The organism is Janthinobacterium sp. GW822-FHT07A03 (genome assembly GCF_058798815.1).
The window spans coordinates 1,284,224-1,308,066 of record NZ_JBXAKW010000001.1 but is presented as its reverse complement, the minus strand read 5'-3'; the positions used below and the strand labels follow the sequence as shown (position 1 = coordinate 1,308,066).

The 23,843-nt window shown below is 65.0% G+C and carries 16 protein-coding genes and 1 riboswitch; of the genes, 9 read left to right on the top strand and 7 right to left on the bottom strand.

All coding sequences use genetic code 11. The features are described 5' to 3' along the window. Positions 1 to 2: 2 nt before the first annotated feature. The gene (locus tag AC1RJW_RS05875; RefSeq protein WP_493044166.1) at positions 3 to 2,639 is read left to right on the top strand and encodes a fimbria/pilus outer membrane usher protein; all 2,637 of its coding nucleotides are present in this window, start codon (positions 3 to 5) and stop codon (positions 2,637 to 2,639) included. Beyond that, the gene (locus AC1RJW_RS05870; protein WP_493044165.1) at positions 2,636 to 3,730 is read left to right on the top strand and encodes a fimbrial protein; all 1,095 of its coding nucleotides are present in this window, start codon (positions 2,636 to 2,638) and stop codon (positions 3,728 to 3,730) included. The genes AC1RJW_RS05875 and AC1RJW_RS05870 overlap by 4 nt, the downstream gene beginning before the upstream one ends. Before the next feature lie 52 nt (positions 3,731 to 3,782). Here the strand turns inward: AC1RJW_RS05870 and AC1RJW_RS05865 are convergent, their stop codons facing one another. Both AC1RJW_RS05865 and AC1RJW_RS05860 read right to left on the bottom strand, forming a co-directional pair. Beyond that, positions 3,783 to 4,448 (bottom strand): PEP-CTERM sorting domain-containing protein, encoded by a 666-nt coding sequence (locus AC1RJW_RS05865; protein ID WP_493044164.1) that lies wholly within the window; start codon positions 4,446 to 4,448, stop codon positions 3,783 to 3,785. Between the two features lie 116 nt (positions 4,449 to 4,564). Continuing rightward, positions 4,565 to 8,080, bottom strand: a complete 3,516-nt coding sequence (locus AC1RJW_RS05860; protein ID WP_493044163.1) for an SdrD B-like domain-containing protein — start codon at positions 8,078 to 8,080, stop codon at positions 4,565 to 4,567. Positions 8,081 to 8,505: 425 nt separating this feature from the next. On the opposite strand from AC1RJW_RS05860, the gene AC1RJW_RS05855 reads away from it, so the two are divergent. The 7 genes from AC1RJW_RS05855 (at position 8,506) to AC1RJW_RS05825 (ending at position 16,612) form a co-directional block, all read left to right on the top strand. After that, entirely contained in the window at positions 8,506 to 9,558 is a 1,053-nt protein-coding gene (locus tag AC1RJW_RS05855; RefSeq protein WP_493044162.1) for a hypothetical protein, read from the top strand. Then, on the top strand, positions 9,555 to 11,255 hold the full coding sequence (gene recJ / locus AC1RJW_RS05850; RefSeq protein WP_493044161.1) for a single-stranded-DNA-specific exonuclease RecJ: 1,701 nt from the start codon (positions 9,555 to 9,557) through the stop codon (positions 11,253 to 11,255). Before AC1RJW_RS05855 ends, recJ begins: the two co-directional genes overlap by 4 nt. A gap of 231 nt (positions 11,256 to 11,486) precedes the next feature. Next, positions 11,487 to 11,894, top strand: coding sequence for a fosfomycin resistance glutathione transferase (gene fos, locus AC1RJW_RS05845; RefSeq protein WP_493044160.1), 408 nt, complete (start codon positions 11,487 to 11,489; stop codon positions 11,892 to 11,894). Between the two features lie 276 nt (positions 11,895 to 12,170). Then, positions 12,171 to 12,257, top strand: a riboswitch (cyclic di-GMP riboswitch). An 83-nt stretch (positions 12,258 to 12,340) separates the two neighbouring features. Then, on the top strand, positions 12,341 to 14,959 hold the full coding sequence (locus AC1RJW_RS05840) for a S53 family peptidase (RefSeq protein WP_493044159.1): 2,619 nt from the start codon (positions 12,341 to 12,343) through the stop codon (positions 14,957 to 14,959). A 140-nt stretch (positions 14,960 to 15,099) separates the two neighbouring features. Further along, positions 15,100 to 15,537 (top strand): MbcA/ParS/Xre antitoxin family protein, encoded by a 438-nt coding sequence (locus AC1RJW_RS05835; RefSeq protein ID WP_070254193.1) that lies wholly within the window; start codon positions 15,100 to 15,102, stop codon positions 15,535 to 15,537. Positions 15,538 to 15,539: 2 nt separating this feature from the next. Then, complete coding sequence (locus AC1RJW_RS05830) at positions 15,540 to 16,247, top strand: RES family NAD+ phosphorylase (RefSeq protein ID WP_493044158.1); 708 nt, start codon at positions 15,540 to 15,542, stop codon at positions 16,245 to 16,247. A 44-nt stretch (positions 16,248 to 16,291) separates the two neighbouring features. Next, complete coding sequence (locus tag AC1RJW_RS05825) at positions 16,292 to 16,612, top strand: DUF2288 domain-containing protein (RefSeq protein WP_326456020.1); 321 nt, start codon at positions 16,292 to 16,294, stop codon at positions 16,610 to 16,612. 3 nt (positions 16,613 to 16,615) lie between these two features. On the opposite strand, the gene AC1RJW_RS05820 is transcribed toward AC1RJW_RS05825, so the two are convergent. From AC1RJW_RS05820 to AC1RJW_RS05800, 5 genes are all read right to left on the bottom strand, one after another. Next, positions 16,616 to 18,757, bottom strand: a complete 2,142-nt coding sequence (locus AC1RJW_RS05820) for a TonB-dependent receptor plug domain-containing protein (protein ID WP_493044157.1) — start codon at positions 18,755 to 18,757, stop codon at positions 16,616 to 16,618. 83 nt (positions 18,758 to 18,840) lie between these two features. After that, a complete protein-coding gene (locus AC1RJW_RS05815; protein ID WP_099410178.1) occupies positions 18,841 to 19,563 on the bottom strand; it encodes an ABC transporter ATP-binding protein in 723 nt (240 codons plus the stop codon). 10 nt (positions 19,564 to 19,573) lie between these two features. Continuing rightward, positions 19,574 to 21,517, bottom strand: a complete 1,944-nt coding sequence (locus tag AC1RJW_RS05810; RefSeq protein ID WP_493044156.1) for a branched-chain amino acid ABC transporter ATP-binding protein/permease — start codon at positions 21,515 to 21,517, stop codon at positions 19,574 to 19,576. 7 nt (positions 21,518 to 21,524) lie between these two features. After that, positions 21,525 to 22,415, bottom strand: a complete 891-nt coding sequence (locus AC1RJW_RS05805; RefSeq protein ID WP_010398938.1) for a branched-chain amino acid ABC transporter permease — start codon at positions 22,413 to 22,415, stop codon at positions 21,525 to 21,527. 85 nt (positions 22,416 to 22,500) lie between these two features. Continuing rightward, positions 22,501 to 23,658 carry an ABC transporter substrate-binding protein gene (locus AC1RJW_RS05800; protein WP_046682990.1) on the bottom strand — a complete coding sequence of 386 codons (1,158 nt, stop codon included), beginning with the start codon at positions 23,656 to 23,658 and terminating at the stop codon, positions 22,501 to 22,503. Positions 23,659 to 23,843 lie beyond the last annotated feature (185 nt).

Below are 23,843 nucleotides of genomic sequence, written 5' to 3'. Positions count from 1 at the left end.
CCATGCGTACCCGGGAACAGTCTGCGCGGCCGCGTGCCGGAGCGTGGCTTGCGCTCAGGCGCGGCCACGCCGTGCTGCTGGGCGCGCTCGCCGCATGGGGTGCCCAGCCCGCCTGCGCCGCGTCGCCCGAGGCGGCCGATGTGGCAGAGGTGCAATTCAACAGCGATTTCCTGATGAAGCCGCAGGGCCAGAGCGTCGACGTGGCGCGTTTCGCGCGCGGCAATCCGGTGCCGCCCGGCGCCTACACGGTCGACCTGTATGTGAACGGCCGTTGGGTGGGCCACGATGCGCTGCGCTTCGTCGCGCATGCGGGCGCCGCCAGCGCCACGCCGTGCCTGGACAGGAGCATGACCGCGCGCCTGGGCCTCGACCCGGAGAAGCTGTCCGCCCCGGCGCGCGCCGCACTGGCGGCCCCCCGGGCGGACGCTTGCCCGAATCTCGCCGACCTGGTCGACGACGCCACGCAAGCGTTCGACCTGTCCGAGCTGCGGCTCGACCTGACCATTCCGCAAGCCTCGCTGCTGCGCCAGCCGCAAGGCTACGTGAGCCCGGAATTCTGGGACGAAGGCGTCGCGTCGGCCACGCTCGGCTACAGCCTGAATACCTTTCGCGTGGCCGGCGCCGGCGCGGCGGGCACGCAGACCTACCTGGGCCTGAACGGCGGCGTCAATCTCGGCAGCTGGCACCTGCGGCAAAATACCGCGCTGACGTGGCAGGCGGGCGGGCAGCGCACCCATCAGAACATCGCCACCTACCTGCAGCACGAACTGCCCTCCCTGCGCAGCCAGTTGACGCTCGGCGATGCCTTCACCGACGGCGCCGTGTTCGACAGCATCGGCATACGCGGCGTGGCGCTCGCCAGCGACGACCGCATGCTGCCCGGCTCGCTGCGCGGCTATGCGCCGCTGATACGCGGCGTGGCCTTGAGCAATGCCCGCGTCAGCGTGACGCAGAACGGCAACAAGCTGTACGAGGCCACCGTCGCGCCCGGCCCCTTTGAAATCAACGACCTGTACGCCACCGGCTACGGCGGCGACCTGCTCGTCACGGTGACGGAAGCCGACGGCAGCGTGCACAGTTTTCCCGTGCCGTATGCGTCGGTGGCGCAATTGTTGCGCCCAGGAACCACGCGCTTCCACGTCGCCGCCGGCCAGTTGCGCGATACGCAGTCGAACGGGCGCCCCCATCTGCTGCAGGGCACGGTGCAGCACGGCTTCAACAATTTTCTCACCGCGTATGCGGGCATGATCGTTGCCGATGGCTACCTGGCCGGCTTGCTGGGCACGGCGTTCAACACGCCCGCAGGCGCCGTCGCCATCGACGTGACGGGCGCGCGCGCGCAGATTCGCGGCCTGGACGACACCACGGGCCAGAGCGTGCGGCTCGGCTACAGCAAACTGCTGCCCGCCACCGGCACCAACTTTGCGCTGGCCGCCTACCGCTATTCGTCGAGCGGCTTCTGGGCCTTGCGCGATGCCATGCTGGCGCGCAGCGAAGCGGCCGCGGGACGCGACCCGGGCGCCGTCGGCCGCCGGCGCAACCAGCTGCAACTGACCATGAACCAGAGCCTGGCGGACGGCTGGGGCAATGCCTATGTGCTGGCATCGACGCAGGATTACTGGAACCGGGACGGCGCCACCGTGCAATTCCAGCTGGGCTACAACAATACGCGGCGCGCGCTCGGCACCAGCCTCAGCTACAACGTGTCGCTGTCGCGCCAGCGCAACGGCCTGACGGGACAAATGCAGAGCCAGGCCTTCGCCAGCGTGTCGCTGCCGCTCGGCACGGACGAGCATGCGCCGACCTTGTCGATGTTTCTCACGCACAACAATACGAACGGCTCGTCCGCGCAGGCGATGCTGAACGGCTCGGCCGGCGCGGACAACGCCTACACGTACGGCGTCATGGCGAATCGGGCGCCGGGTTCCAGCACGGTTGGCGCGAATGGCCAGTATCGCAGCCCGTACGCGACCTTCTCCGCCAGCGCCAGCGGCGGCGCGGCGTATTCGCAGCTGTCGGCGGGGGTGACGGGCGCCATCGTCGCGCACCCGGGCGGCGTGACCCTGGCCAACAACCTGGGCGACACGATAGCCGTGGTCGAGGCGAAAGGCGCGACTGGCGCCCGCGTCGGCAATGCGGCCGGCGTGCGCATCGACCGCTTCGGCTACGCGGTGATTCCGTATTTATCGCCGTACAGCCTGAACACGGTCGACATCGATCCGAACGGGATGCCGCTCGACGTCGAATTCAAGTCCACCAGCCAGCAGGTGGCGCCGCGCGCGAACGCGGTGGTGATGCTGCGCTTCGACACGCTGACGGGCCGGGCGGCGGTGATCGCGGCCCGCTTGCCGGACGGCGCGGCGCTGCCCTTCGGCGCGGCGGTGTACGACGCGCAGGGGCAAGGCGTGGGCGCGATCGGCCAGAACAGCCGCATCTTCGTGCGCGGCGTGGCCGACGAGGGCACGCTGACGGCGAAATGGGGCGACGCCGCGGACGAGCAATGCGCCTTCGCGTATCGCCTGCCGCCCAAGGGCGAAGACCGGGGCGCGTATGCGCATATCGACGCCGTGTGCGCTGCGAAGGGCGTCATGGCAAGCCCGGCAATGGCGCGGCTGTCCAGCGGAGGAAAAATACGATGAACAGCTTGCTTTCATGGCACTTTATCAAGAAATTATCCGGTGTGCCGCTCGTGTGGGCCGCCAGCTGTGCCGGCCTGATCTTGAGCGCGCCGGCGCAGGCGAAGAATTGCACGATCACCCCCGCTGCCACGACGATCACCTTCGGCACGGTGACGGTGCCGCGCAATGCGCCGGTGGGCACGCAGATCGGTGCGACGCAGACTTCGTCGGGAACGTGGACGTGCCCGGCGAATCCTTCGACAAACCCCGACTTCCCCAACATACATGGCTACAACGTGGGCATTACCCCGTCGCGGGCCGCCATCAGCTTGCCCGCCACGTGGGTATGGGATACCGGCATCGCGGGGATCGGCATCGAAGTGATGGACACGACCTACCTTGGTCCCGACAACTATAACGGCCTTATCTCCAGGCTGGGCTACACGGGCGGAATTAACTATTATGTGCCCTTCGTCGAGCCCGCCCTGACGTACACCAGCACATTGGCGAGCGGCTCCTTCGGGTTCAGGTATCGGCTGGTCACCACCGCCGCGCCGGTGACCGTGGGCGGCCCGATTCCCACGATTGAGCTGGCTTCCCTGGGCAGCAACGACCGCACCGGTGGCGGTTCGACGACTATGACGACCGACGTCAAGATTTATCTGGGCAGCACGACGATCGTCGCGAACGGCGCCACTTGCACGGTGAGCGCGCCAGCGAGCGTGGTCTTGCCGACCGTCATGGCAAGCGCATTGAATCCGGCCGGCACGGCGGCGGGCGACACCGCCTTCAGCATCGCACTCTCGTCCTGCCCGGCCGGCGTGAACGTCTACATCACCTTGACCGACACGAATGGCGCCGACACCACCACCAGCAACCTGAACCTCACGGCCGATTCCAGCGCGCAAGGCGTGAAGCTGCGCGTGTCGAACAGCGGCGGCCCGGTGAAATATGGACCGGCCTTGCCGGACGCGGGCAATACGAACCAGTGGCTGGTCGGCGCGTCGGCCAGCACCATGGCGGTCCCGTTGAAGGTGCAATACATTTCAACGGGACCGGTGACGGCCGGCACGGTGAAGGGGCAAATGCAGTTCACGATGAGCTACCAGTGAACGGGCCCCGCCCCGCCGGGAGCATGGGCAAGCCGGCGTTACGACGGCTGGTTCAGCTCTGGCCAGCCTTGCGGCGGCGCGCCATGAAGCCCAGCAGGCCCAGGCCCGCGACCAGCATGGCCCACGTCTGCGCTTCCGGCACCGGCGATACGCTGAGCAAGGTTTGCGAAGCGGGGTTGACGCTCGTCAAGCTCGTGTAGTTGTACAGGTTCTGGATGGCGCCATTGCCCGTCGCCACGCCCAGCATGGTGTTGGCCTGGCTGACGACGGCATTGCTGAGGTTTTTGAAGCGCAGGTCGCCCGTCAGCAGGTTCGTGTTGTCGTTATTCAACTCCCACAGGGCCAGCTGGAAGGCGGCGGCGCTGTTGGCGCTGGTCGATACAGTCGCGATGGACGAAGCGTAATACCCCTCGTACAGGCGCTTGACGGCATCGCTGGCGGCGAAGGCGCCGCTGCTGTAGCTGTTCGAGCTGTTGCTCAGTGCGACATGGGGATCGAGGCAAAACGCCAGGAACGTGTTGCTGTCGTACTTGACTTCCCACAAGGTCGGCGAGATGGCGCTGCCCGAGCCGAAGGCGCCGCCAGGAACCGTGAACAGGCTGACGCTGTGCGAATCGACGACTTGCAGGTTGGAGGCGGCCAGGGCGCTGCCGCTGGCGAGGGCGAACGTGGCTGCGGCGATGGCGCCGCGAACGATCAGGTGCATGGATTGTTTCATCGTGGTTTCCCTATTTCTATTATCAAGTGTGCAAAAAAGCGTGGAAAGCGCCGGCGCCCCGTGACGGGCGCGCCGGTGCGGCATTGCCGGGCAGGCTCATGGCCCGGCAAGGGACATCAGGCAGCCATTTCCTGGGGCTGGGTATTCACGTGGGCCATGGCGCGGCGCAAGAGATCGGCCATTTCGCACTGGGCCTGGGCTTCCGCGGCAGGCGCTGCTGCGGCGGCGGCCGGCGCGGCGGCCACGGTGGTCACCGTGCCATCCTGGCCCAGCACCACGTCGAGCGTGCTGTCGTCGCGCAGCAGGTCGGCCATGCTGGGCAGATTTACGCCGGCGTGGGCCGCGTCCTTGGCGTCGACGTTGAAATACACGTCCGTCATGTCGACCGTCTTGCCGTCGGCCAGGGTGGCGCTGCTGCGTTCCAGGTGCAGATTGCTGTTGGCGTCAAGGAACGGCAGTTCCGTGTAGCTCACGGCCAGGCTGGCCACGCCGGCGTCGTGCAGGGACATCAGCTCGCCATCGTCCGTGACGCCATTGCTGTTGGCGTCGCGCCAGATGCGCAGCTCGGCAAATTTATCGTCGTGCGCATCGACCACGCCGTCGTGGTTCGAGTCATAGCTGGACAGCTTGGCGAAGCCCGTGCCCTTCTCATTGCCACCGAACAACTCGGAGATGTTGTCGATCTTGCCATTGCCATTGCTGTCGATGGCCAGCAAGCCGTCATGGGCCGAGACCCAGCCCGTCTGGATGGCGCTGCCCGTGCCCAGCAGGTCGAAGCTGCCGTGGAAGTCGGCGCGGGCGATGGTGTGCACGCCGTCGCCGTTGAGGTCGATGACGATGGGCGTGATGGCCGCATCCCAGCTCATGTCGTTCTGGCCCGACGCCAGTTTCAATATGTCCGTGTAGACCACGTTGGCCGTCGTGCCATTGCTGTTGACATCCGAATCGATGTTGTCGTTCGTGCCAATGTTCTTCGCGCCCCAGCGCCACGTATCCATGGCGTAGCCGGCGTGATACACGCCCGACTTGTCGAACTTGAGCGAATAGCTGCCCGGATCGAGGTTGCTGAACAGATAGTTGCCGTTGGCATTCGTGTAGGTGGTGGCCAGCAGCACGCCGCTGCCCGAGTACAGCTGCACCTTGATGTTGGCGATGCCCGCCTCGTTGTAGTCCTGCACGCCGTCATGGTCGGCGTCGCGCCACACCTTGTCGCCCAGGCTGGCCTTGCGGTAGATGCCCGCATCCCAGCTCATGTCGTTCTGGCCGGCGGCCAGGTTGATCAGGGACGAGCGCCCCGTGCTGACATCGACGTCGGAATCGGCCGTATCGCTGCCCAGATTGGCCTTGGTGTAATAAAAGCCTGATGGACGGATGACTTCGACCTTGTAGCTGCCGGCCGCCAGTTCGCTGAACAGGTAGTTGCCGCTGGCATTCGTCGTCGTCGAGGCGATGACCACGTTGCTGGCGTTGAGCAGGTTGACTTTCACGCCTGCAACGCCCAGTTCGCCCGCATCCTGCACGCCGTTGTAGTTGTTGTCTTCCCACACGCGGTCGCCGATGGAGGCCGTGTTGAGTTTGACCAGGCCCGCATCCCAGTCCAGCTGCACGTCGCCCGATTTCAGCACCGCCATGGCGGTAGTGAGACCGGTGGCAGGATTGACGTCCGAATCGGTGGCATAGCCGCCGATATCGGCCTTGGTGAAGCCATAGCCGGCCGGTGGCACGAAGCCCAGGTAGTAGCTGCCTGGCACCAGGTTGCTGAACAGATAATTGCCGTTCGCATCCGTGGTGGCGCTGGCCACGACGGCGCCATTAGCGTTGTACAGGTTGACTTTCACGCCGCCCATGCCCGCCTCGCCCGCATCCTGCGTGCCGTTGCCATTCGCATCGAACCACACGCGGTCGCCGATGGACGCGGTCTTGTACAGGCCGGCATCGAGGTCCTTGTAGTTCTGGTCGGCAACCACCGTTACCTGGCCGCTGTTGCCCAGCGTATTGATGTCGCTGTCGAGCGCGTCGTTCCCGCCTGCATCCTTGACGGTGGTCAAATAACCGGCTGGCGCGACGACGGCGATCGAATACGTGCCCGGATCGACATTGAAATTGTAGTAACCGGTGGCATCCGTGACGGTCGAGCCGATCACGCTGCCAGCCACGTTCTTCAGCTGCACGGTGACGCCGCCGATGCCCGCTTCGCCCGCATCCTGGATGCCGTTGGCGTTGCTGTCATGCCACACGCGGTCGCCCAGGGTGGCCGGCAAGGCCACGATGCCGGCATCCACGCTGTGGTTGCTGTCGCCCGAGGCCAGCAGCACTTGCGCCGTGCGGCCATCGGCATTCGCGTCCGAGTCGCGCTGGTCGTCGCCGCCCTGGTCCTGGCCCGTGAAGGCGTAGCCGGCTGGCAAGGTGGTCTTATCGAATTGCACGCTGTAGGCGCCCGGTTTCAAATTCGTGAACAGGTAGTTGCCGTTCGCATCCGTCACCAAAGGACTGCCGACGGCGTTGCCCGATGCATCGAGCAAGGTCACTTTCACGCCAGCAGCACCCGCTTCGCCCGCATCCTGCACGCCATTCTTGTTCGTATCGAACCAGACCCGGTCGCCCAGCTCGGCCGTGCGGTACAGGCCAGCGTCCAGGGTCAGGTTGGTTTCGCCCGGCGCCAGGGTCACGGGCGCCATCTTGCCGGCCGCATCGATATTGCTGTCCTTGCCCGCGTCGCCGCCCTGGTTCGCTGCCGTCGGCACATAGCCGGCTGGCGCCACCACGGTCACGGAATAGGTGCCCGGATTGACGTCGAAGTGGTAGCCGCCGCTGGCGTCCGTCGTGGTGGAGGCGACCACATTGCCGGCCGTATCCTTCAATTGCACGACCACATTGGCGATGCCCGCCTCGCCCGCGTCCTGCACGCCGTTGGCATTCTTGTCTTCCCAGACGAAGTCGCCCAGGTGGGCCATCGGCACCTTGAAGGTCAGGTAATGAGGCGCCAGGCTCAGGTCTTGCGCATTGCAGCCGGCCGTGCCGCCGTCATCGCGCACCTTGAAACCGAGGTCGAAGTCGCCGGCCACGGTCTGGCTCGGCACGAAGACCAGGTGGCCCGCGCGGATGTCGTCGATCGACACTTCCGTGCCCACCGCCACGGCTACGCCATTCAACAGGACCTGGCCCGCCGTGGTGGTATTCGTGATGACGATGGACTTGAAGCCGTTATGTTCAACGTCGTCGTGGAAACCGAAATCGCCTTCGCTGAGCACCACGCTGTTGCCATTGAGCAATGTAAACGTCTTATCGGCCGCGTCGGGCGCGTCATTGACGGGGTCGATGATGACTTGCAGGCTCAGCTGGACGATATCGCCATTGCCCTTGTCGATCGTCACCTCGATGGTCGAGAAGCTGCCGTTGTAGTTGGCGGCCCAGTCGCCGGGACGCACGTACACGGTGTCCGTGTCGAGCATGCCGAACAGCGGCGTGTTAACGGTGGACTCCGTATCATCGGGCAAGAGCACGGTGAAATTCTTGATGTTCAGTTCGCCTTGCACCGAGTAACCGGCCTGGATCAGCAGGTCGCGGATATCGAAATTCTTGTTGATGTCTTCGCAGACGTGGACCGTGGTCGACAGGTTGTAGGTAGTCATGCGGCCTCCTGACGGCATGCCACGGCGGCAGCAGGAGCGGAAGTACGGGGGGCCAGGGCGCGATCAGCCTGGCCGCGCAAAGCGGCGAATGTATACATAGGTGGGCTTCCAAGAAGAGACTTGTTTAAAAAATGAAGCCGGCAGATCTTGTATACAAATTCGAGGGACACAGGAGCCAGACGACGCAACCACGCAGCAGGGGGTGATTGTCTTTCTGATATTTAAGTTAGCGCAATTATATCCACTATCTTTTCAAAAGAGAATCATTTTCCGTCGATAAAAATAAAATTTCAATAATTAAAATGCTTTAATGACACTTCCCATCTGGAAATCGACTCTCTTGCCCGTGCCAATCTGTGGCAACGATCGGGGCGAAAACGCATGCGCCCTTCTCGCGCGCCGCCGCTATCGCCTACAATCTCGGGATGAATCAACTTACCCTCGTCCTGCCCTTCGCCTTGCCCATTGCAGAACTGGCTGCCGACCTGCTCAAGGTCTTGCAGGCGCCCGCGCTGGCAGCGCTGCTGTCGCGCACCTCCACTTGCGATTTAGAAACTTTTGACAACGCCAACCGCCTGCTGCCGCATGAAGCGTGGCTGGCGCACGCCCTGGAACTGTCGCCCGCGCCCAACGGCGAGGCGGCGCAGGCGGCCTTTGCGGCCCGGGCCATGCGCGGCTACGGCCTCGTGCCGGAACCGGGCGGGCGCTATTTCCTGCTGCATCCGGCCCACCTGGCCATTGCCCGCAGCCATATCAGCCTGGAAGACTTGCGCCAGCTCAAGCTGAGCGAGACCGATGGCCGCGCCCTGTTCGACATTGCTGCCCCGTATTTCGACGAGATCGGCCAGCCGCTGGCGTATGGCGACGCGGGCACCTGGTTCATGCGCGCCGATGGCTGGAGCGACTTGCAGTGCGCCACGCCGGACGCCGCCACCACGCAAGACCTGTCCGTCTGGATGCCGGAAGGCGAGCACGCGCGCGCCGCGCGCCGCCTGCAAAATGAAGTGCAGATGCTGTGGCATGAACACCCCGTCAACGCCGCGCGCGAGGAACGGGGCTTGAAAGCCATCAATGCGTTCTGGCTCTGGAGCGGGAGCGTGGCCACGAGCGAACCTGCACGCTGCGCGGCCAGCCTGCATACGCAGAACGCGCCCGGCTGGCTGGCCGCGCTGGCGGAACCGGCACGGCGCGATGCCAGTCCAAACAGTGTGCTGGCGGACCAGTCCGACACGATCGTCGTGCTGGGCGGCCTGATCGAGGCGGCGCAGGCCCAGGAATGGGGCATGTGGCTGCAGCAGTTGCAAGCGCTGGAAACGGACTGGTGCGCGCCCCTGCTGGCGGCCTTGAAAGATGGCCGCCTGGGCCAGCTGCGCCTGGTACTGAGCCACCGCGACGCCTGGCTGGACGTCACTACCAGCAAGCATGCGCAGCGCAAATTCTGGCGCGCGATTACCCTGAACAAGTTGAAAGCATCATGACCCGTACCCGCATCGCCACCCGTCCCTGCCCTTACCGCGAATCCGAACTGCTGCGCCAGGGCGGCATCCATCCCGTGCTGGCCCGCCTGTACGCCTCGCGCGGCCTGTCCGACGCAGCAGAACTGTCGAGCGAACTGGCGGCCCTGATGCCGCCGTCCGGCTTGCTGCACATCGGCGCGGCCGGCGTCTTCCTGGCCGACGCGATTGCCGCCAAGAAACGCATGGTCATCGTGGCCGACTACGATTGCGATGGCGCCACCGCCTGCGCCGTGGCCATCCGCGGCTTGCGCGCCATGGGCGCCGACGTCGATTTCATCGTGCCCAACCGCTTCGAGTACGGCTACGGCCTGACGCCGGAAATCGTCGAACTCACGGCGCGCGAAAAGTCGCCCGACATCATCATCACCGTCGACAACGGCATCGCCAGCATCGACGGCGTGGCCGAAGCCAACCGGCGCGGCATCCAGGTCGTCGTCACCGACCACCATTTGCCGGCCGACACCCTGCCCGACGCGGCCGTCATCGTCAATCCGAACCAGCCCGCCTGCGGTTTCCCCAGTAAACACCTGGCGGGCGTGGGCGTGGTGTTCTACGTCTTGCTGGCCCTGCGCGCCGAGCTGCGCCGGCGCGGCATCTTTGATGCGCACACACAACCCAAGCTCGACAACCTGCTCGACCTGGTGGCGCTGGGCACGGTGGCCGACGTGGTGCGCCTCGATACCAACAACCGCATCCTCGTCGCGCAAGGCCTCAAACGCATGCGCAAGGGCAATATGCACGCGGGCGTGGCCGCCCTGTTCCGCGTGGCGGGCCGCGAAGCGCGCAGCGCCACGCCGTTCGACCTGGGCTTTGCCCTGGGGCCGCGCCTGAATGCGGCCGGCCGCCTGCAAGACATGTCGCTGGGTATCGAATGCCTGATCACGGACGATGAAGGCCGCGCCTGGGCGCTGGCCCAGCAACTCAACGACATCAACCTGAAACGCCGCGAAATCGAAGCGGAAATGCAGGATACGGCCCTGCTGCACCTCGACGATTTCGAGCCGGCCAACAGCAGCACCATCAGCGTCTTCGATGCATCCTGGCACCAGGGCGTGATCGGCATCGTCGCTTCGCGCCTGAAGGAAAAATTCTACCGCCCGACGATTACCTTTGCGCCGGGCGCCGACGGCTGGATCAAGGGTTCGGGCCGCTCGATTCCCGGCTTCCACCTGCGCGACGCGCTCGACCTCGTGTCGAAACGGGCGCCTAGCCTGATCGACAAGTTCGGCGGCCACGCCATGGCGGCGGGCCTGACCATCCGTGCCGACGCCTTCGACGCGTTTTCCCAGGCCTTCGAAGCCGTGGGCCAGGCCTGGCTCAGCCAGCAACAGCTGGAACGGGTGGTGGAAACGGACGGCCCGCTGGAAGACGCGTATTACACGACGGCCTTCATCGAGCTGATGGATGGGCAGGTGTGGGGCCAGGGCTTCGCCCCGCCCGTCTTTTGCGACGAATTCCGCGTCGTCAGCCAGCGCATCTTAAAAGAGCGCCATTTGAAACTGTTGCTGGAAAAGAACGGCGTGCGCTTCGACGCCATCTGGTTCGGCCATACGGATGCCCTGGGCGAACGCACGCGGGTCGCCTTCCGGCTTGATGCGAATGAATACAATGGCACGACCAAGGTGCAGCTCATGGTGGAGCACGCCGAGCCTGCCTGATGGCACCGGCCCAAACCTACTGCGCGTCGCGCTTTGCGGCTGGCGATGCTCACCGTGCCCTGGCACGGTTGCGCTTCTCGGCCGCAAATCACTGCCGCTCGCTACGGTTTGGTCAGGTGCCGTGAGCTTTATGACCTTGCTGCTGTATCTCAAACTCCTGTGGAACAAAGTCATATCAAATCATGACAATGACGGATACAGGCCTCCCCCACCTGAAAGTTATCCAGCACCATGTTGACCGGCCTGAACCACCTCACCCTGTCCGTACGCGACCTTGATCGCAGCGTCGTCTTTTACCGCGATATGCTGGGCCTGCGCCTGCATGCGCGCTGGGAGCGGGGCGCCTATCTGTCGGCCGGGGATTTGTGGCTGTGCCTGTCGCTGGATGCGGGCGCGGCGATCAGCGCGGGCGGCTACACGCACTATGCGTTTTCCATCTCGCAGGAAGACTTTCCCGCCTTTGCCGCCCGCCTGCGCACGGCTGGCGTGCCCGAATGGCAGCAAAACAGCAGCGCCGGCGATTCCCTGTATTTCCTCGACCCGGACGGCCACCAGCTGGAAGCCCATGCGGGCAGCCTGGCGCAGCGGCTGGCGGCCTGCCGCGCAGCGCCGTATCAGGGCATGGCGTTCGAGGATTGATGTTTTAAAAATGAAATATTTGATAAATTCATCAAATTTGTTTCCGCACCAGAAAAACCAGGCGACGTCACCATGAAAAAACACCGTCACCCATCGATACCCCCCTGATAATCTTGCCTTTAATACTTAACCAGACTGGCAAGATTACATGGGAAAATGGGCAAATTCGCCACATTGTATGGCAAAAATAAAAATGTTGATTGAAAATAGTTAACACTTATTTGGCAAATTCGCTAGAATCGATAACGCATCAGGTAATTTCTCATGATGCTTGATCAGTTCTGAGGGCAAACCCGTCGAAAGGCGGGGACGCAAAGCCACCGGCCTACCGCGCGCAAGCGCCACGGCAGCGGGGCTGCCAATGCAGGGCCGGGGCCGCCAGCGCGCGGCGCCAGCCTGGATGCATTGTCGAGATGTGGCCCTCGCCCAACTCGGAGAGTTTCGCCATGAAAAAATTCATCCCCCTGCATCCCCGTCACGGGCGCCTGTTACTGGGCGCCACGGCCGCCATCCTGCTGGGCGCCTGCGGCCCCGGCCAGGAGACATCGGCACCGCCCGCCGCCATCGCCACGGCCGCGACACAGTTCAGCGTCGAGGTACCCGTCATCCCCGCCGCCGTCGGCGCGCTGGTGGCGCAACCGATGTTCCATGCGGCCCCGGCCCTGCTCGATGCGCCTGACGGGCGCGACAACGCCAACAGCAGCGGCTCGGCCCACTGGCGCCCGCACATGCAGCGCGTGCCCCGCGCCATGGCGGAGATGTCCACGCGGCGCCTGACGGCGCAAAAGATCGCTGCCGCGCAGCAGGCGGAGCAAGACAGTGCGCCGCTGCTGTCCGGCGGTGCGGCGGACACCGTCGCACCGATGGCCGGCAGCAGCGTCGTGGCCACCTACTCTCCCGCGCAAATCCGCGCCGCCTACGACCTGCCTGCCCTGCCGGCGGCGGGCACGGCGCTGACGCCGGCCCAGGCGGCCCAGCTGGGCGCGGGACAGACGATCTACATCGTCGACGCCATGCATAACCCGAACGCGGCCGCCGAACTGGCCATCTTCAACCAGAAATTCGGCTTGCCCGGCTGCACCACCAAGGCCATCGCCACGAATGCCAGCCTGCCCCTGCCGCCCGCCCCGGCCAGCGGCTGCGAATTTTCCGTCGTGTACAACACGCCATCGAGCACCATGACGGCCACCGCGCCCGCCTATAACTCGGGCTGGGCCATGGAAATCGCACTCGACGTGCAGTGGGCGCACGCCACGGCGCCGCTGGCGCGCATCGTGCTGATCGAGGCGCCCGACGCTTCCATCAACAGCCTGCTGGGCGCCGTGCGCCTGGCCAACCTGATGGGGCCTGGCGTCGTCTCGATGAGCTTTGGCGCCGCCGAAGGCAGCTGGACGGCCTCCGTCGACAGCGCCTTCACGGGCAAGAACATGAGCTACCTGGCCGCCACGGGCGACTCGGGCAGCGGCGTGTCATGGCCCTCCGTGTCACCCAACGTGCTGGCCGTGGGCGGCACCACGCTCAGCTACAGCGGCAGCGGCGTGCGCAGCGAAGCGGCCTGGTCCGGCACAGGCGGCGGCATCAGCGCCTACACGGCCCTGCCCAGCTACCAGACGGCCAGCGTGCCCGGCCTGACCAACCTGCTGCGCCGCAACGTGGCCGACGTGGCTTTCAATGCCGACCCCGCCACGGGCCAGTACACGGCCGTGATGGCGCAGGGCAGCAGCACCGCCAGCTGGCTCAGCATCGGCGGCACCAGCCTGTCCACGCCGCAATGGGCCGGCCTGGTCGCCATCGCCAACGCCAGCCGCGCGCTGCAGGCGAAGACGGCGCTCGGCTTGCCGCACAGCATGCTGTACGGCCAGATCGCCAGCGTGCCCGGCACCTTCGCCAGCAGCTTTGCCGACATCACGCGGGGCAGCAACGGCACCTGCAGCGTGTGCACGGCCAGGGTCGGCTATGACCCGCTGGGCGGCCTGGGCACGCCGAACGTGAAAAGCCTGCTGGCCAGCCTGTCGGGCACGCAGATCGCCCCGGCAGCTCCCGTGGTGGCGCCGGCCAGCATCAGCGGCGCGGCCGGCAAGCCGCTGTCGTTCACCGTCTCGGCCAGCGCAGCCAATCCCCTCAGCTACGCCATGCTGGGCGCGCCGGCCGGCATGAGCATCGCCGCCACGGGCGTGGTCAGCTGGGCCGCCCCCATTGCGGGCACGTATGCCGTGACCATGGTGGCCAAGGATACCGTCACTGGCCTCAGCGGCCAGGGCGTGTACGGCATCGTCATCGCCCCCGTCGCGCCGCCCGTCGTCGCGGCCGGCGCCATCACGGGCAAGGTGGGCACGGCGCTGGCGTTCAATGTCAGCGTCACGGCCGCCAATCCCGTCAGCTACGCGCTCGCCGGCGCGCCGGCCGGCATGGCCATCAGCAGCGCCGGCCTCGTGAGCTGGGCCGCGCCCGTGGCCGGCACCTACGCCGTCACCGTGACGGCCACGGACAGCAAGACTGGCCTGAGCGGCAAGGGGCTGTACACGGTGGCCATCGCCGCCCCGCTGCCGCCCGTGGTGACGGTCGCCAGCGTCAGCGGCAAGCCCGGCGTGGCCCTGTCGTTCGCCGCCACGACGGTGGCGCCCAACCCCGTCACCTACAGCCTGTCGGGCGCGCCGGCCGGCATGACCGTCAACGCCGCCGGCGTCGTCAGCTGGGCCAGCCCCGTACTGGGCAGCTACAGCGTGACCGTCATCGCCAAGGATACGAAAACGGGCTTGACGGGCCAGGCCGTGGCCACGGTGAAAATCGCCGCCGCCGGCCCCACGATCAGCGCCGCCGCCATGACGGGCGTGGCGGGCAAGGCCATGAGCGGCAGCATCGTGCTGACGGCGCCCGGCGCCAACGCGCTGTGGATCTCGATCATCGGCGCACCGCTGGGCATGCAGTTCTCCATGAGCGGCATGACCATCACGGCCTCCTGGCCGCAACCGGTGGCCGGCAGCTATACGCTGAAGGTCGTGGCGCTGGACAGTAACGGCCTGACGGCGCAGCTGAACGTGCCGGTGACCGTCACGGCAAGATAAGCTGGCGCAGCCGGCCACCCTGCGGGGCGCAGCGGGACACACGTCCTGCCGCGCCCCGTTTTTCATGCGCGCGGCCGTTGCAATGAATCCAAAAAAGGAGTATAAATAATCCATAAACGGAGTTTATTAAAGGACATGCCATGAATCTCGCCTACGCCTACCCCAAGAGCCGCTTCGAGCCGGCCGTGCTCGTCGACCTGAATGCCAAGGCCGAGCGCGAGCGATTGTCGCAAGCGGCCCTGAAAGGCTTCTTCAAGCTGGCCGCCGCGTGGAAACTGCGCGACGACGATGCGCGCGAACTGCTGGGCGGTTTGTCCAGCAGCGCCTGGTACGAGTGGAAGAAGCACCCGGACCGCGTGCTGGAAGTGGACCGCATCACGCGCATTTCCTATTTGCTGGGCATCTACAAGGCCCTGCACATCCTGTACGGCGACAAGCTGGCCGACGAATGGGTGAGCTTGCCCAACAAGAATCCCGTCTTCGGCGGCCGCACGCCCCTGTCGCAGATGCTGGCCGGCGGCTTGCTGGCCATGCAGACCGTGCGCAAGCTGCTCGACGCACGCCGCGGAGGACTGTGATCGTGCCGGCCGCCGCGAATTCGACCCTGCCGCCGCTGGCCGCCTTGCGCCAGATCGACACCTGCCGCCTGATCCCGTCGCGCTTCGCCGACATGGAGGATTCCGTGCTGGCGCCGCTGGCCGAGGACGACGGCCACCTGCGCGAGCTGTTCGAACTCGATAACGCGACGAATGCGCGCCTGGTGGCCGAGTACGGCGGCGCGCCAGGAATTGGCGTGGACGAGCTGGTTTTTGGCGTGCCGCACTTTCGCATCATCAACGCCGCCTACACGTATGCCCGCCCGGAAGGGGCGCGTTTCAACGATGGCGAACGGGGCGCCTGGTATTGCGCCTTCGACATGAAAACGGCGCTGGCCGAAATCGTCTTCCACAAGACCGTGGAATACCAGGAAATCGATTACTTTGACGACAGCGTCAGCTACCAGTCGCTGCTGGCCGATTTCTCCGCCAGCTTCCACGACCTGCGCGGCCAGGAGCGCTACCAGGCTTGCCTGGACCCGGCCAGCTACATCGCCTCGCAAGACCTGGCCGCCATCCTGCTCGAGGCCGGTTCCATGGGCGTGATCTTCCCCAGCGTCCGGCACGCCAGCGGCACCAACCTGGCCTGCTTCCGCCCCGCCCTGGTGGGCAATGTTCGCAAAGGCGCCGCCTATCGGTTAACATGGCAGGGTACGCCGACGCCGCAGGTGGAAGCCTTGCCTGGCAAATAAACCGCGCGCAACGGCACCCGACTCACCGAACATTGATATTTCGCATGCAAACCAATCCTGAAAAAGACACCGAACTGCGCCTCAAAGTAAACAGCGAAACGGCCCGCCTGGCCTGGAGCGAACTGGAAAAGCACTTCGCCCAGGGCAATGTCGTCTGGGTCGCCAATGAACTGGACCTGGTCGAAGTGGCCGTGCGCATCTCGCACGACGACAAGGCCACCATCACGCAATGGATGGTCGATGGCAAGGTCGCCAAGGTGTCGGACCAGCAGGCGCTGGACTGGCAGGCGGCCGATGCGTCCCTGTGGGCCGTCGTCGTCAGCCCGTTCATCCTGGTGCAGCAGGAAAAACCCACCAAACACTGATGCCTACAGGCTGCGCTCGAACATCAGGCGCAGCGACGCGCTGCCGTCCAGGCGCGTCACGCTGTCGCTGCGGCCCGCCTCATCCACGTACGATTGCCCTTGCAGCTGCTGCTGGCGCAGCAGATTGGCCGCCGACAGCCGTACGCGCGTTGTCGCGTCCGGCTGCCACAGCGCATATGCGTCGAGTGCGCGGCGCACGCCCGCATGGCTGCCCGCGTGCGCATCGAGCCGCGCCAGGCCGCCCGTCTGCACGTGCAGATTGCCGCCCATGCTCATCCCCGGCGAGAGCCGGCAGTCGAGTCCCAGGTTGAGCGTGGCAGGCACCTGGCTGGCCAGCCGGTTGTTTGGTCCCGGCACGGCGGCGACGCTGGACCAGTTGCGCCCCGCGTTGGCGCGCATGTCGAGATCGGGCGCCTGCGCCCACCAGGTGCGCAGGGGGAGCTTCACATCCATCTCGATGCCGCGCACCGTGACCGTGCCGTTGTTGAACGGGCTGGCCGTCCAGATGCCATCGCGCTGGAACAGGCGCTGCACGGTGACGTCGCCGATGCGCCGCGCGTAGCCCGACAGGCTGGCCACGCCGCTCTTGCCGAAATAGCTTTCCCAGGCCGCGTCCAGCCCCCACGCCAGTTCCGGGCGCAGTTCGGGATTGCCCTGAAAATCGGGATTGTTGGCGCTGTTGCCATTATTGATGGTGTAACGGCGCGGCACCAGGTTGCGCGTGGCGGGCGCCTTGTAGGTGCGCGCCAGCGCCAGCCGCAATTGGTCGCGTTCCTGCTGCGGCAGCTTCCACAGCAGCTGTGCCACGGGGCTCCAGACACTGGCCCGCGTGCGCACTTCGCTCAGGGTGCGGCCTTCGGTGGCCGTCTGCAAGCCTTCCCAGCGCACGCCCGCATACATTTGCAGGCGCGGCGTCACGTCCCATTCATCCTGCGCATACAGGGCCAGGCGCCGCACGTCGGCCGTGTAGTCTTCATCGAGCGCATACGGCGCGCCACCGGCAAGATAGGTGTCGCGCTGGCGGCGCGACTCGCTGCGGCGTATCAGGCTGCCGTCCCAGCCCAGGCTCAGGGCGTGGCCGCCGCCCAGCCGGGCCAGGTATTTGCCGCTGCTGCTGACGCTGTCGTCGACGGCGTCGGAGACCACGCCGCGCAGCAGCAGGGGCGCGCCATAGGCCGCCGCGCCATGAAACGCGTAATCCGTGTCGCGCCGGTTGTGATTGACGCCCAGTTTGGCCGTCAGCTTGCCCGCCGCCCCCAGCGCGTGCGTCCAGCTCACGTCGCTGCGCGCGGAAAACACGCTCGCTTGCGAGGTGGCGCCATTGCGCGGATACGCCGTGGGCATGCCCAGCAAGGCCGTCTCGCTGGCCACGCCGTCAAACCCCGTGCGGTACCAGTCCAGCAGGCTTTGCCAGGTGATGGCGTCGCCATTGTCCAGGGTCCAGTGCAGGCGCGGCGTCAGACTGGCCTTGTTGACGGAGGAAGCGTTGCGCGTGCGCGTATCGCGCAGCGCCAGCAGCATGCCGGCCGGATCGGACGTTGTTTCAGTCATGCTGCCCGCCACGTCATCGGCCGTGCGTTCGACCGCCCCCGTCAGCGAATAGGCAAAACCGGGCAGCTTGTCCGCCACGCGCAAGGATGCGGCAGGCTGCCAGCGGCCATCCTGCCGGCCCGCGCCCAGCTTCCATTCGCGCTCGGCGCCGCTGGCGCCCTTGCGCAAGATCACGTTGATGCTGCCGGCAACGGCTTGCATGCTGTATTCGGCCGTCGCGCTGCGTAAAATCTCGATACGCTCGATCATCTCAGGCGCGATCGATTCGATGGAAAAACCGGGCGGCGCGGGGTCGCCGTTGATCAGCATTTGCGTATAGCCGGCGCCCAGGCCCCGCATGCGCACCTCGCCGCCGACGACGGAGACGCCGGGCTGGCGCTTCAGGGCAGCGGCCAGGCTGCTGTCGCCATATTGAACCAGGTCGTCGCGGCTGACGATGATCTTCGCGGCCGTGTCGTCGCGACGCTGCTGCAGGCCGCTGGCGGCGGTAACCTCAACTTTCTGCAGCGGCGCCTCCTCGGCGCAGGCAAGCACTGGCAAGAGCAGCAAAAAAAGCGGAGGGAAAACCAGGGAAATCGGGCTGGCGCTGCGCATGAGGCCTTTTCTACACTGCGAAAAATGAAGAGCGCAGTGTAGAGGATTTGACAATACGCAGCAAGCGCCTTGTCAGGCCAGCATCAGTGCCCTCCGCCCAGATACGCCGCAATCACCTTCGGATCGGTTTTCAGGCTTTCGGCCGGCCCGTGCACGGAAATGCTGCCGTTTTCCAGCACGTAGCCGTAATCGGCCACGTTCAGGGCGGCGGCGGCGAATTGCTCGACCAGCAGCATGGTCACGCCTTCGGCCTTCAGGCGCGTGATGATGCGGAAGACTTCTTCCACCAGGATCGGCGCCAGGCCCATCGACGGTTCGTCCAGCAGGATCACTTCGGGGTTCAGCATCACGGCGCGGGCCATGGCCAGCATCTGCTGCTCGCCGCCCGACAAGGTGCCGGCCAGCTGGTCGCGCCGCTCCTTCAGGCGGGGAAACAGCTCCAGGGCCTTGTCCAGGTCGCCCTTGATGTCGCCTTTCGGGCGCGCCCGCGTAAAGCGGGGGAAAGCGCCCAGCAGCAGGTTGTCCGTCACCGACATCGAGGCAAAGACCCTGCGCCCTTCTGGCGAATGGGCCAGGCCGGCGCGCGCGATGCGGTGCGAGTCGAGGCCCGTGACATCCTTGCCGCCCAGGGTGACGGTACCCGATTTCGGTTTGAGCATGCCGGAAATGGCGCGCATGGTGGTGGTCTTGCCGGCCCCGTTCGAGCCGATCAGGGTCACCAGTTTGCCCTTCGGGACTTCCAGCGAAATGCCGTGCAGGACTTCGACTTTGCCGTAGGCGGCGTGCAGATTGTTAATGGTCAGCATGGTCTTCCTCTCAGTGCGCCGCAGGGCTCAGGGTATCGGCGCTGCCGCCCAAATAGGCTTCGATCACTTTCGGATCGCTCTGGACCAGCGCGGGCGCGCCTTCGGCGATCTTCTGGCCGAAGTCCAGCACCGTCACCACGTCCGACAGGGCCATCACCACGTCCATGTGGTGCTCGATCAGGATGATGGTGATGCCGTGCTCGCGGATCTTGCGGATGATGGCCATCAGTTCCTTGATGTCGGGCGCCGTCAGGCCCGCCGCCGGCTCGTCGAGCAGCAGCAGGCGCGGGTTGAGGCCCAGCGCGCGGCCGATTTCCAGCAGCCGTTGCTTGCCATACGGCAAATTACGCGCCTCCTCGTTGGCCAGGTCCGCCAGGCCCACGAATTCGAGGATGCTGGCGGCCCGCTCGCGCGCGGCCTTCTCTTCGCGCTTGTAACGGGGCGTGTGCAGCATCACGTCCAGCACATTCGACCTGAAAGTGTTGTGCAGGCCCACCAGCACGTTCTCGGTGGCCGTCATCTCGCCGAACAGCTGCACGTTCTGGAAGGTGCGCGCCACGCCGCCCAGGGCGATTTCGGACGGCGTGCGGCCGGAAATGACGGCGCCGGCAAATTCCACCTTGCCCGCCGTCGGTTTGTAGATCCCCGTCAGCACGTTCATCATCGTGCTCTTGCCCGAGCCGTTCGGCCCGATCAAGCCATGCACGGAGCCTTGCGTGACGTTCAGGTCCACCTGGTTCAGCGCTTTCAGCCCGCCGAACTGCATCAGCGCCTGGTCCACGCGCAGCAGGGTCGCGCCCTGCTGCCCGCCCTGGGCGTGGTCGAACGGCGCCACGCCATGCGAAGCGACGGCCTGCACATGGCCCCGGCCCTTGCCGATAAAGCTCATCAAGAAGCCCACGATGCCGTCCTGCAGGTAATACACGACAAACAAGGTCATCAGGCCGAAGATGGTCAAACGCCAGTCGACCATGTTTTCCAGCTTGTAGGAAAACGCGGCCAGGCCGATGGTGGCCACCAGGGGCACGAGCACGCCGCGCACGGTGGAGCGTTTTTTCGCCAGCATGAAGGCAGAACCGATCACGCCCAGCACGGCGGCGGACACGGCGATCTTGCGGAACAATTCGATGTCCGACAGCAGGCTGGGCAGCATGACAACGATCAAGGCGCCGATCAGCGCGCCCGAACGCGTCTTGCGTCCGCCCATGATGACGGCCAGCAGGAACAGGATCGTCAGCTCGAAGTTGTAGGTATTCGGCGAGATATACTCTTCCGAATACGCGTACAGGCTGCCGGCCAGGCCCGCGAAACCGGCGCTGATGACGAAGGCGTAGACCTTGTAGCGGTAGACGGACACGCCCATGCAGTCCGAAGCGATGGGGCTGTCGCGCAGCGCTTCGAACGCGCGTCCCAGGTTCGATTTCAGGATGCGGTGCACCACCACCAGCGAGATCACCAGCAGCGCGGCGACCATGTAGTAGTACTCCACTTCCGTCAATTTGTGGCCGAACAGGACGGGCTTGTGGATCTTGATGCCCATCGGGCCTTCCGTCAGGAAGCTCATTTCATTGATCAGGATTTGCACGATGGTGCCGAAGGCCAGGGTCACCATGGCCAGGTAGGGTCCCGTCACGCGCAGGGCCGGCAAGGCCAGGATGGCGCCGAACAGGGCCGCGCCCGCGATACTGGCGGGGATGGCCAGCCAGAACGGCGCGCCCAGCTTGAACACCAGCACGCCCGTGGCGTATGAGCCGATGCCGAACAGGCCCGCGTGACCGAGCGACACCTGCCCCGTGTAGCCGACGACGATATCGAGGCCGAACAGCAGGATGGCGTAGATCAAGATGGTCTCGGCCAGGTGGATGTAATATGGGTTCGGAATGACGACGGGGAACAGCACGAGTGCGGCCAGGCCCGCCGCGCTCAGCGCCAGCATGGTGATTTTCTTGTTCATGTGGTCCTCAGACTTTCTTGATCGCGGCTTTGCCGAACAGGCCGGACGGTTTCACGGCCAGCACCAGCAGCAAGAGCAGCAGGCCGGGCACTTCCTTGTAGCCGGTGGAAATGTAGTAGCCGGTGGTCGTTTCCGCGATACCCAGGATCAGGCCGCCGACGATGGCGCCCACGCCCGACGTCAGGCCGCCGATGATGGCCACGGCGAACGCTTTCAGGCCCAGCGAGGCGCCCATGGTGGCCCCCGTCAAGGTCAGCGGCGCCACCAGCACGCCCGCAAAGGCGGCCGTGGCCGACGACAGCGCGTAGGAAAAGGTGATGACCATGCCCGTGTTGATGCCCATCAAACCGGCCGCGTCGCGGTCGTTCGCCGTCGCCACGACGGCCTTGCCGTAGATCGATTTGCGGTTGAATACTTCGACGGCCAGCATGATGGCCAGCGCGCCGACGATGACGGCCACCTGCATCTGCTGCACGTTCGCGCCAAACACCTGGAACGGCGCGGCCGACAGGGGCGACGGGAACATCAGGTCATCCTTGCCCCAGATGTTTTCCGCCACGTTCTTGAAAATGATGGCCAGCGCGATGGTCGACATGATCCAGCCGAATTCGGACTTGATCTTGATGGCGGGCCGCACGCCTATCCATTCGACGAACACGCCCTGCAAGGCGCCGAAGACGATGACGATGGGGATCATCAGCAGGTAGCTCATGTACGGCCCGCCGTGGATGGTGCCCACCAGGGACAGGCCCACGAGCGCGCCCAGCATCAGGGATTCGCCCTGGCCGAAATTGAGGGTGCCGGACGTGGCAAAGGTCAGCTGGTAGCCGAAGGCGATGACGGCATAGATCATGCCCAGCGCGATGCCGCTGAAGACGAGCTGCAGGAAGATTTCCATGGTATTCCCCGAAGGATGGGAGATAAAAAAATGGCCAGTCCTGATTCCTCAAGGCTGGCCACTGCGCGGCGAATGTCTGCCAGGCTTATTTCGCGAGGACGACTTTGCCGTCCTTGACTTCACCGAAGACCGTCAGGTCTGCCGTGATCGCTTCATGGTTGGTCTTGCTGAACGGCTTGTTGTAGGTGGTGACGGCGCCTTCCACCTTCTCATTCAGGTTTTCCAGCGCGGCGCGCACTTTCGGGCCATCCGTGCCGCCCGCCTGCGTGATGGCCGCGGCCAGCAGGTAGATGGAATCGTAGCCTTGCGCGGCCGAGACGGCCGACGGCATGCGTCCGCCCGACGGCTTGTAGGCGGCCACATAGGCGTCGATGAAAGCCTTGCGCTTCGGCGTGCTGGCGTCCTGGATGAAGGTTTGCGGCATGCGCGTGCCATTGCCGTTCTTGCCCGCGTTGTCGATGAAGTTACCCATGGCCAGGGTCCAGCTGCCGATCAGCGGCACTTTCCAGCCCAGTTTTTCCATGCCGTTGGCGATCTGCGCCAGTTCCGGGCCGATGCCGTAGGTCAGCACGACTTCCGCGCCCGCCTGCTTGGCTTTCAGCAGCTGGGCCGTCATGTCGACGTCCTTGATGTTGTATTTTTCAACGACAACGGGCTTGATGCCCTTCTTGTCGAGCGCCTTTTCCAGGTCTTCGCGGCCCAGCTGGCCATAATTGGTGGAGTCGGCCAGGATCGCCACTTTCTTGAATTTGCGGTTCTCGATCGCTTCATGCACGATCATGCCGGACTGGATGGTGTCATTGGCCGCATTGCGGAAGATGTAGTTTTCCGGCTGGTCGGCGAACTGTTTGGTGACGATGGAACCCGTCGCCACATTGTTCATCACGGGAATTTTCGCTTCCTGGTAGAAGCGCTGCGAAGCCAGGGCCACGCCCGTGTTGATGTAGCCGACGGTGGCAGCGACCTTTTCCTTGTTGATGAGTTCCTGGGCGATCTGCACGCCGCGTTCGTTCTTCGCTTCGTCATCGCGCTCGATCAGCAGCAAGGAACGGCCCAGCACGCCGCCCTTGGCATTGATTTCCGCGACGGCCAGCTTGACGCCGTCGCGCATCGACACGCCCATCGGCGCGGAACCGCCCGTAAACGGTCCGGACACGCCGATCTTGATGGGGTCGGCTGCGACTGCCGCCTGCGAGAAACCCAAAACCAAACTTGCCACGAGCAATTTCTGTTTCAAATTCATTGTCATCTCCTCTGCTACAACGTTTTAAATGCCACTTATTTTTATAGTCGTACGCTGGATAACCGCCCCATCGATAAATCATTGTAGGTGAGTAAACATGCCCCAGCAACAACTACATATGACGCGTCGCAGCATGCGAAAAAGACTACATTACCCGTCCGATGTCAGTCTTTTGTAAGGAAAAT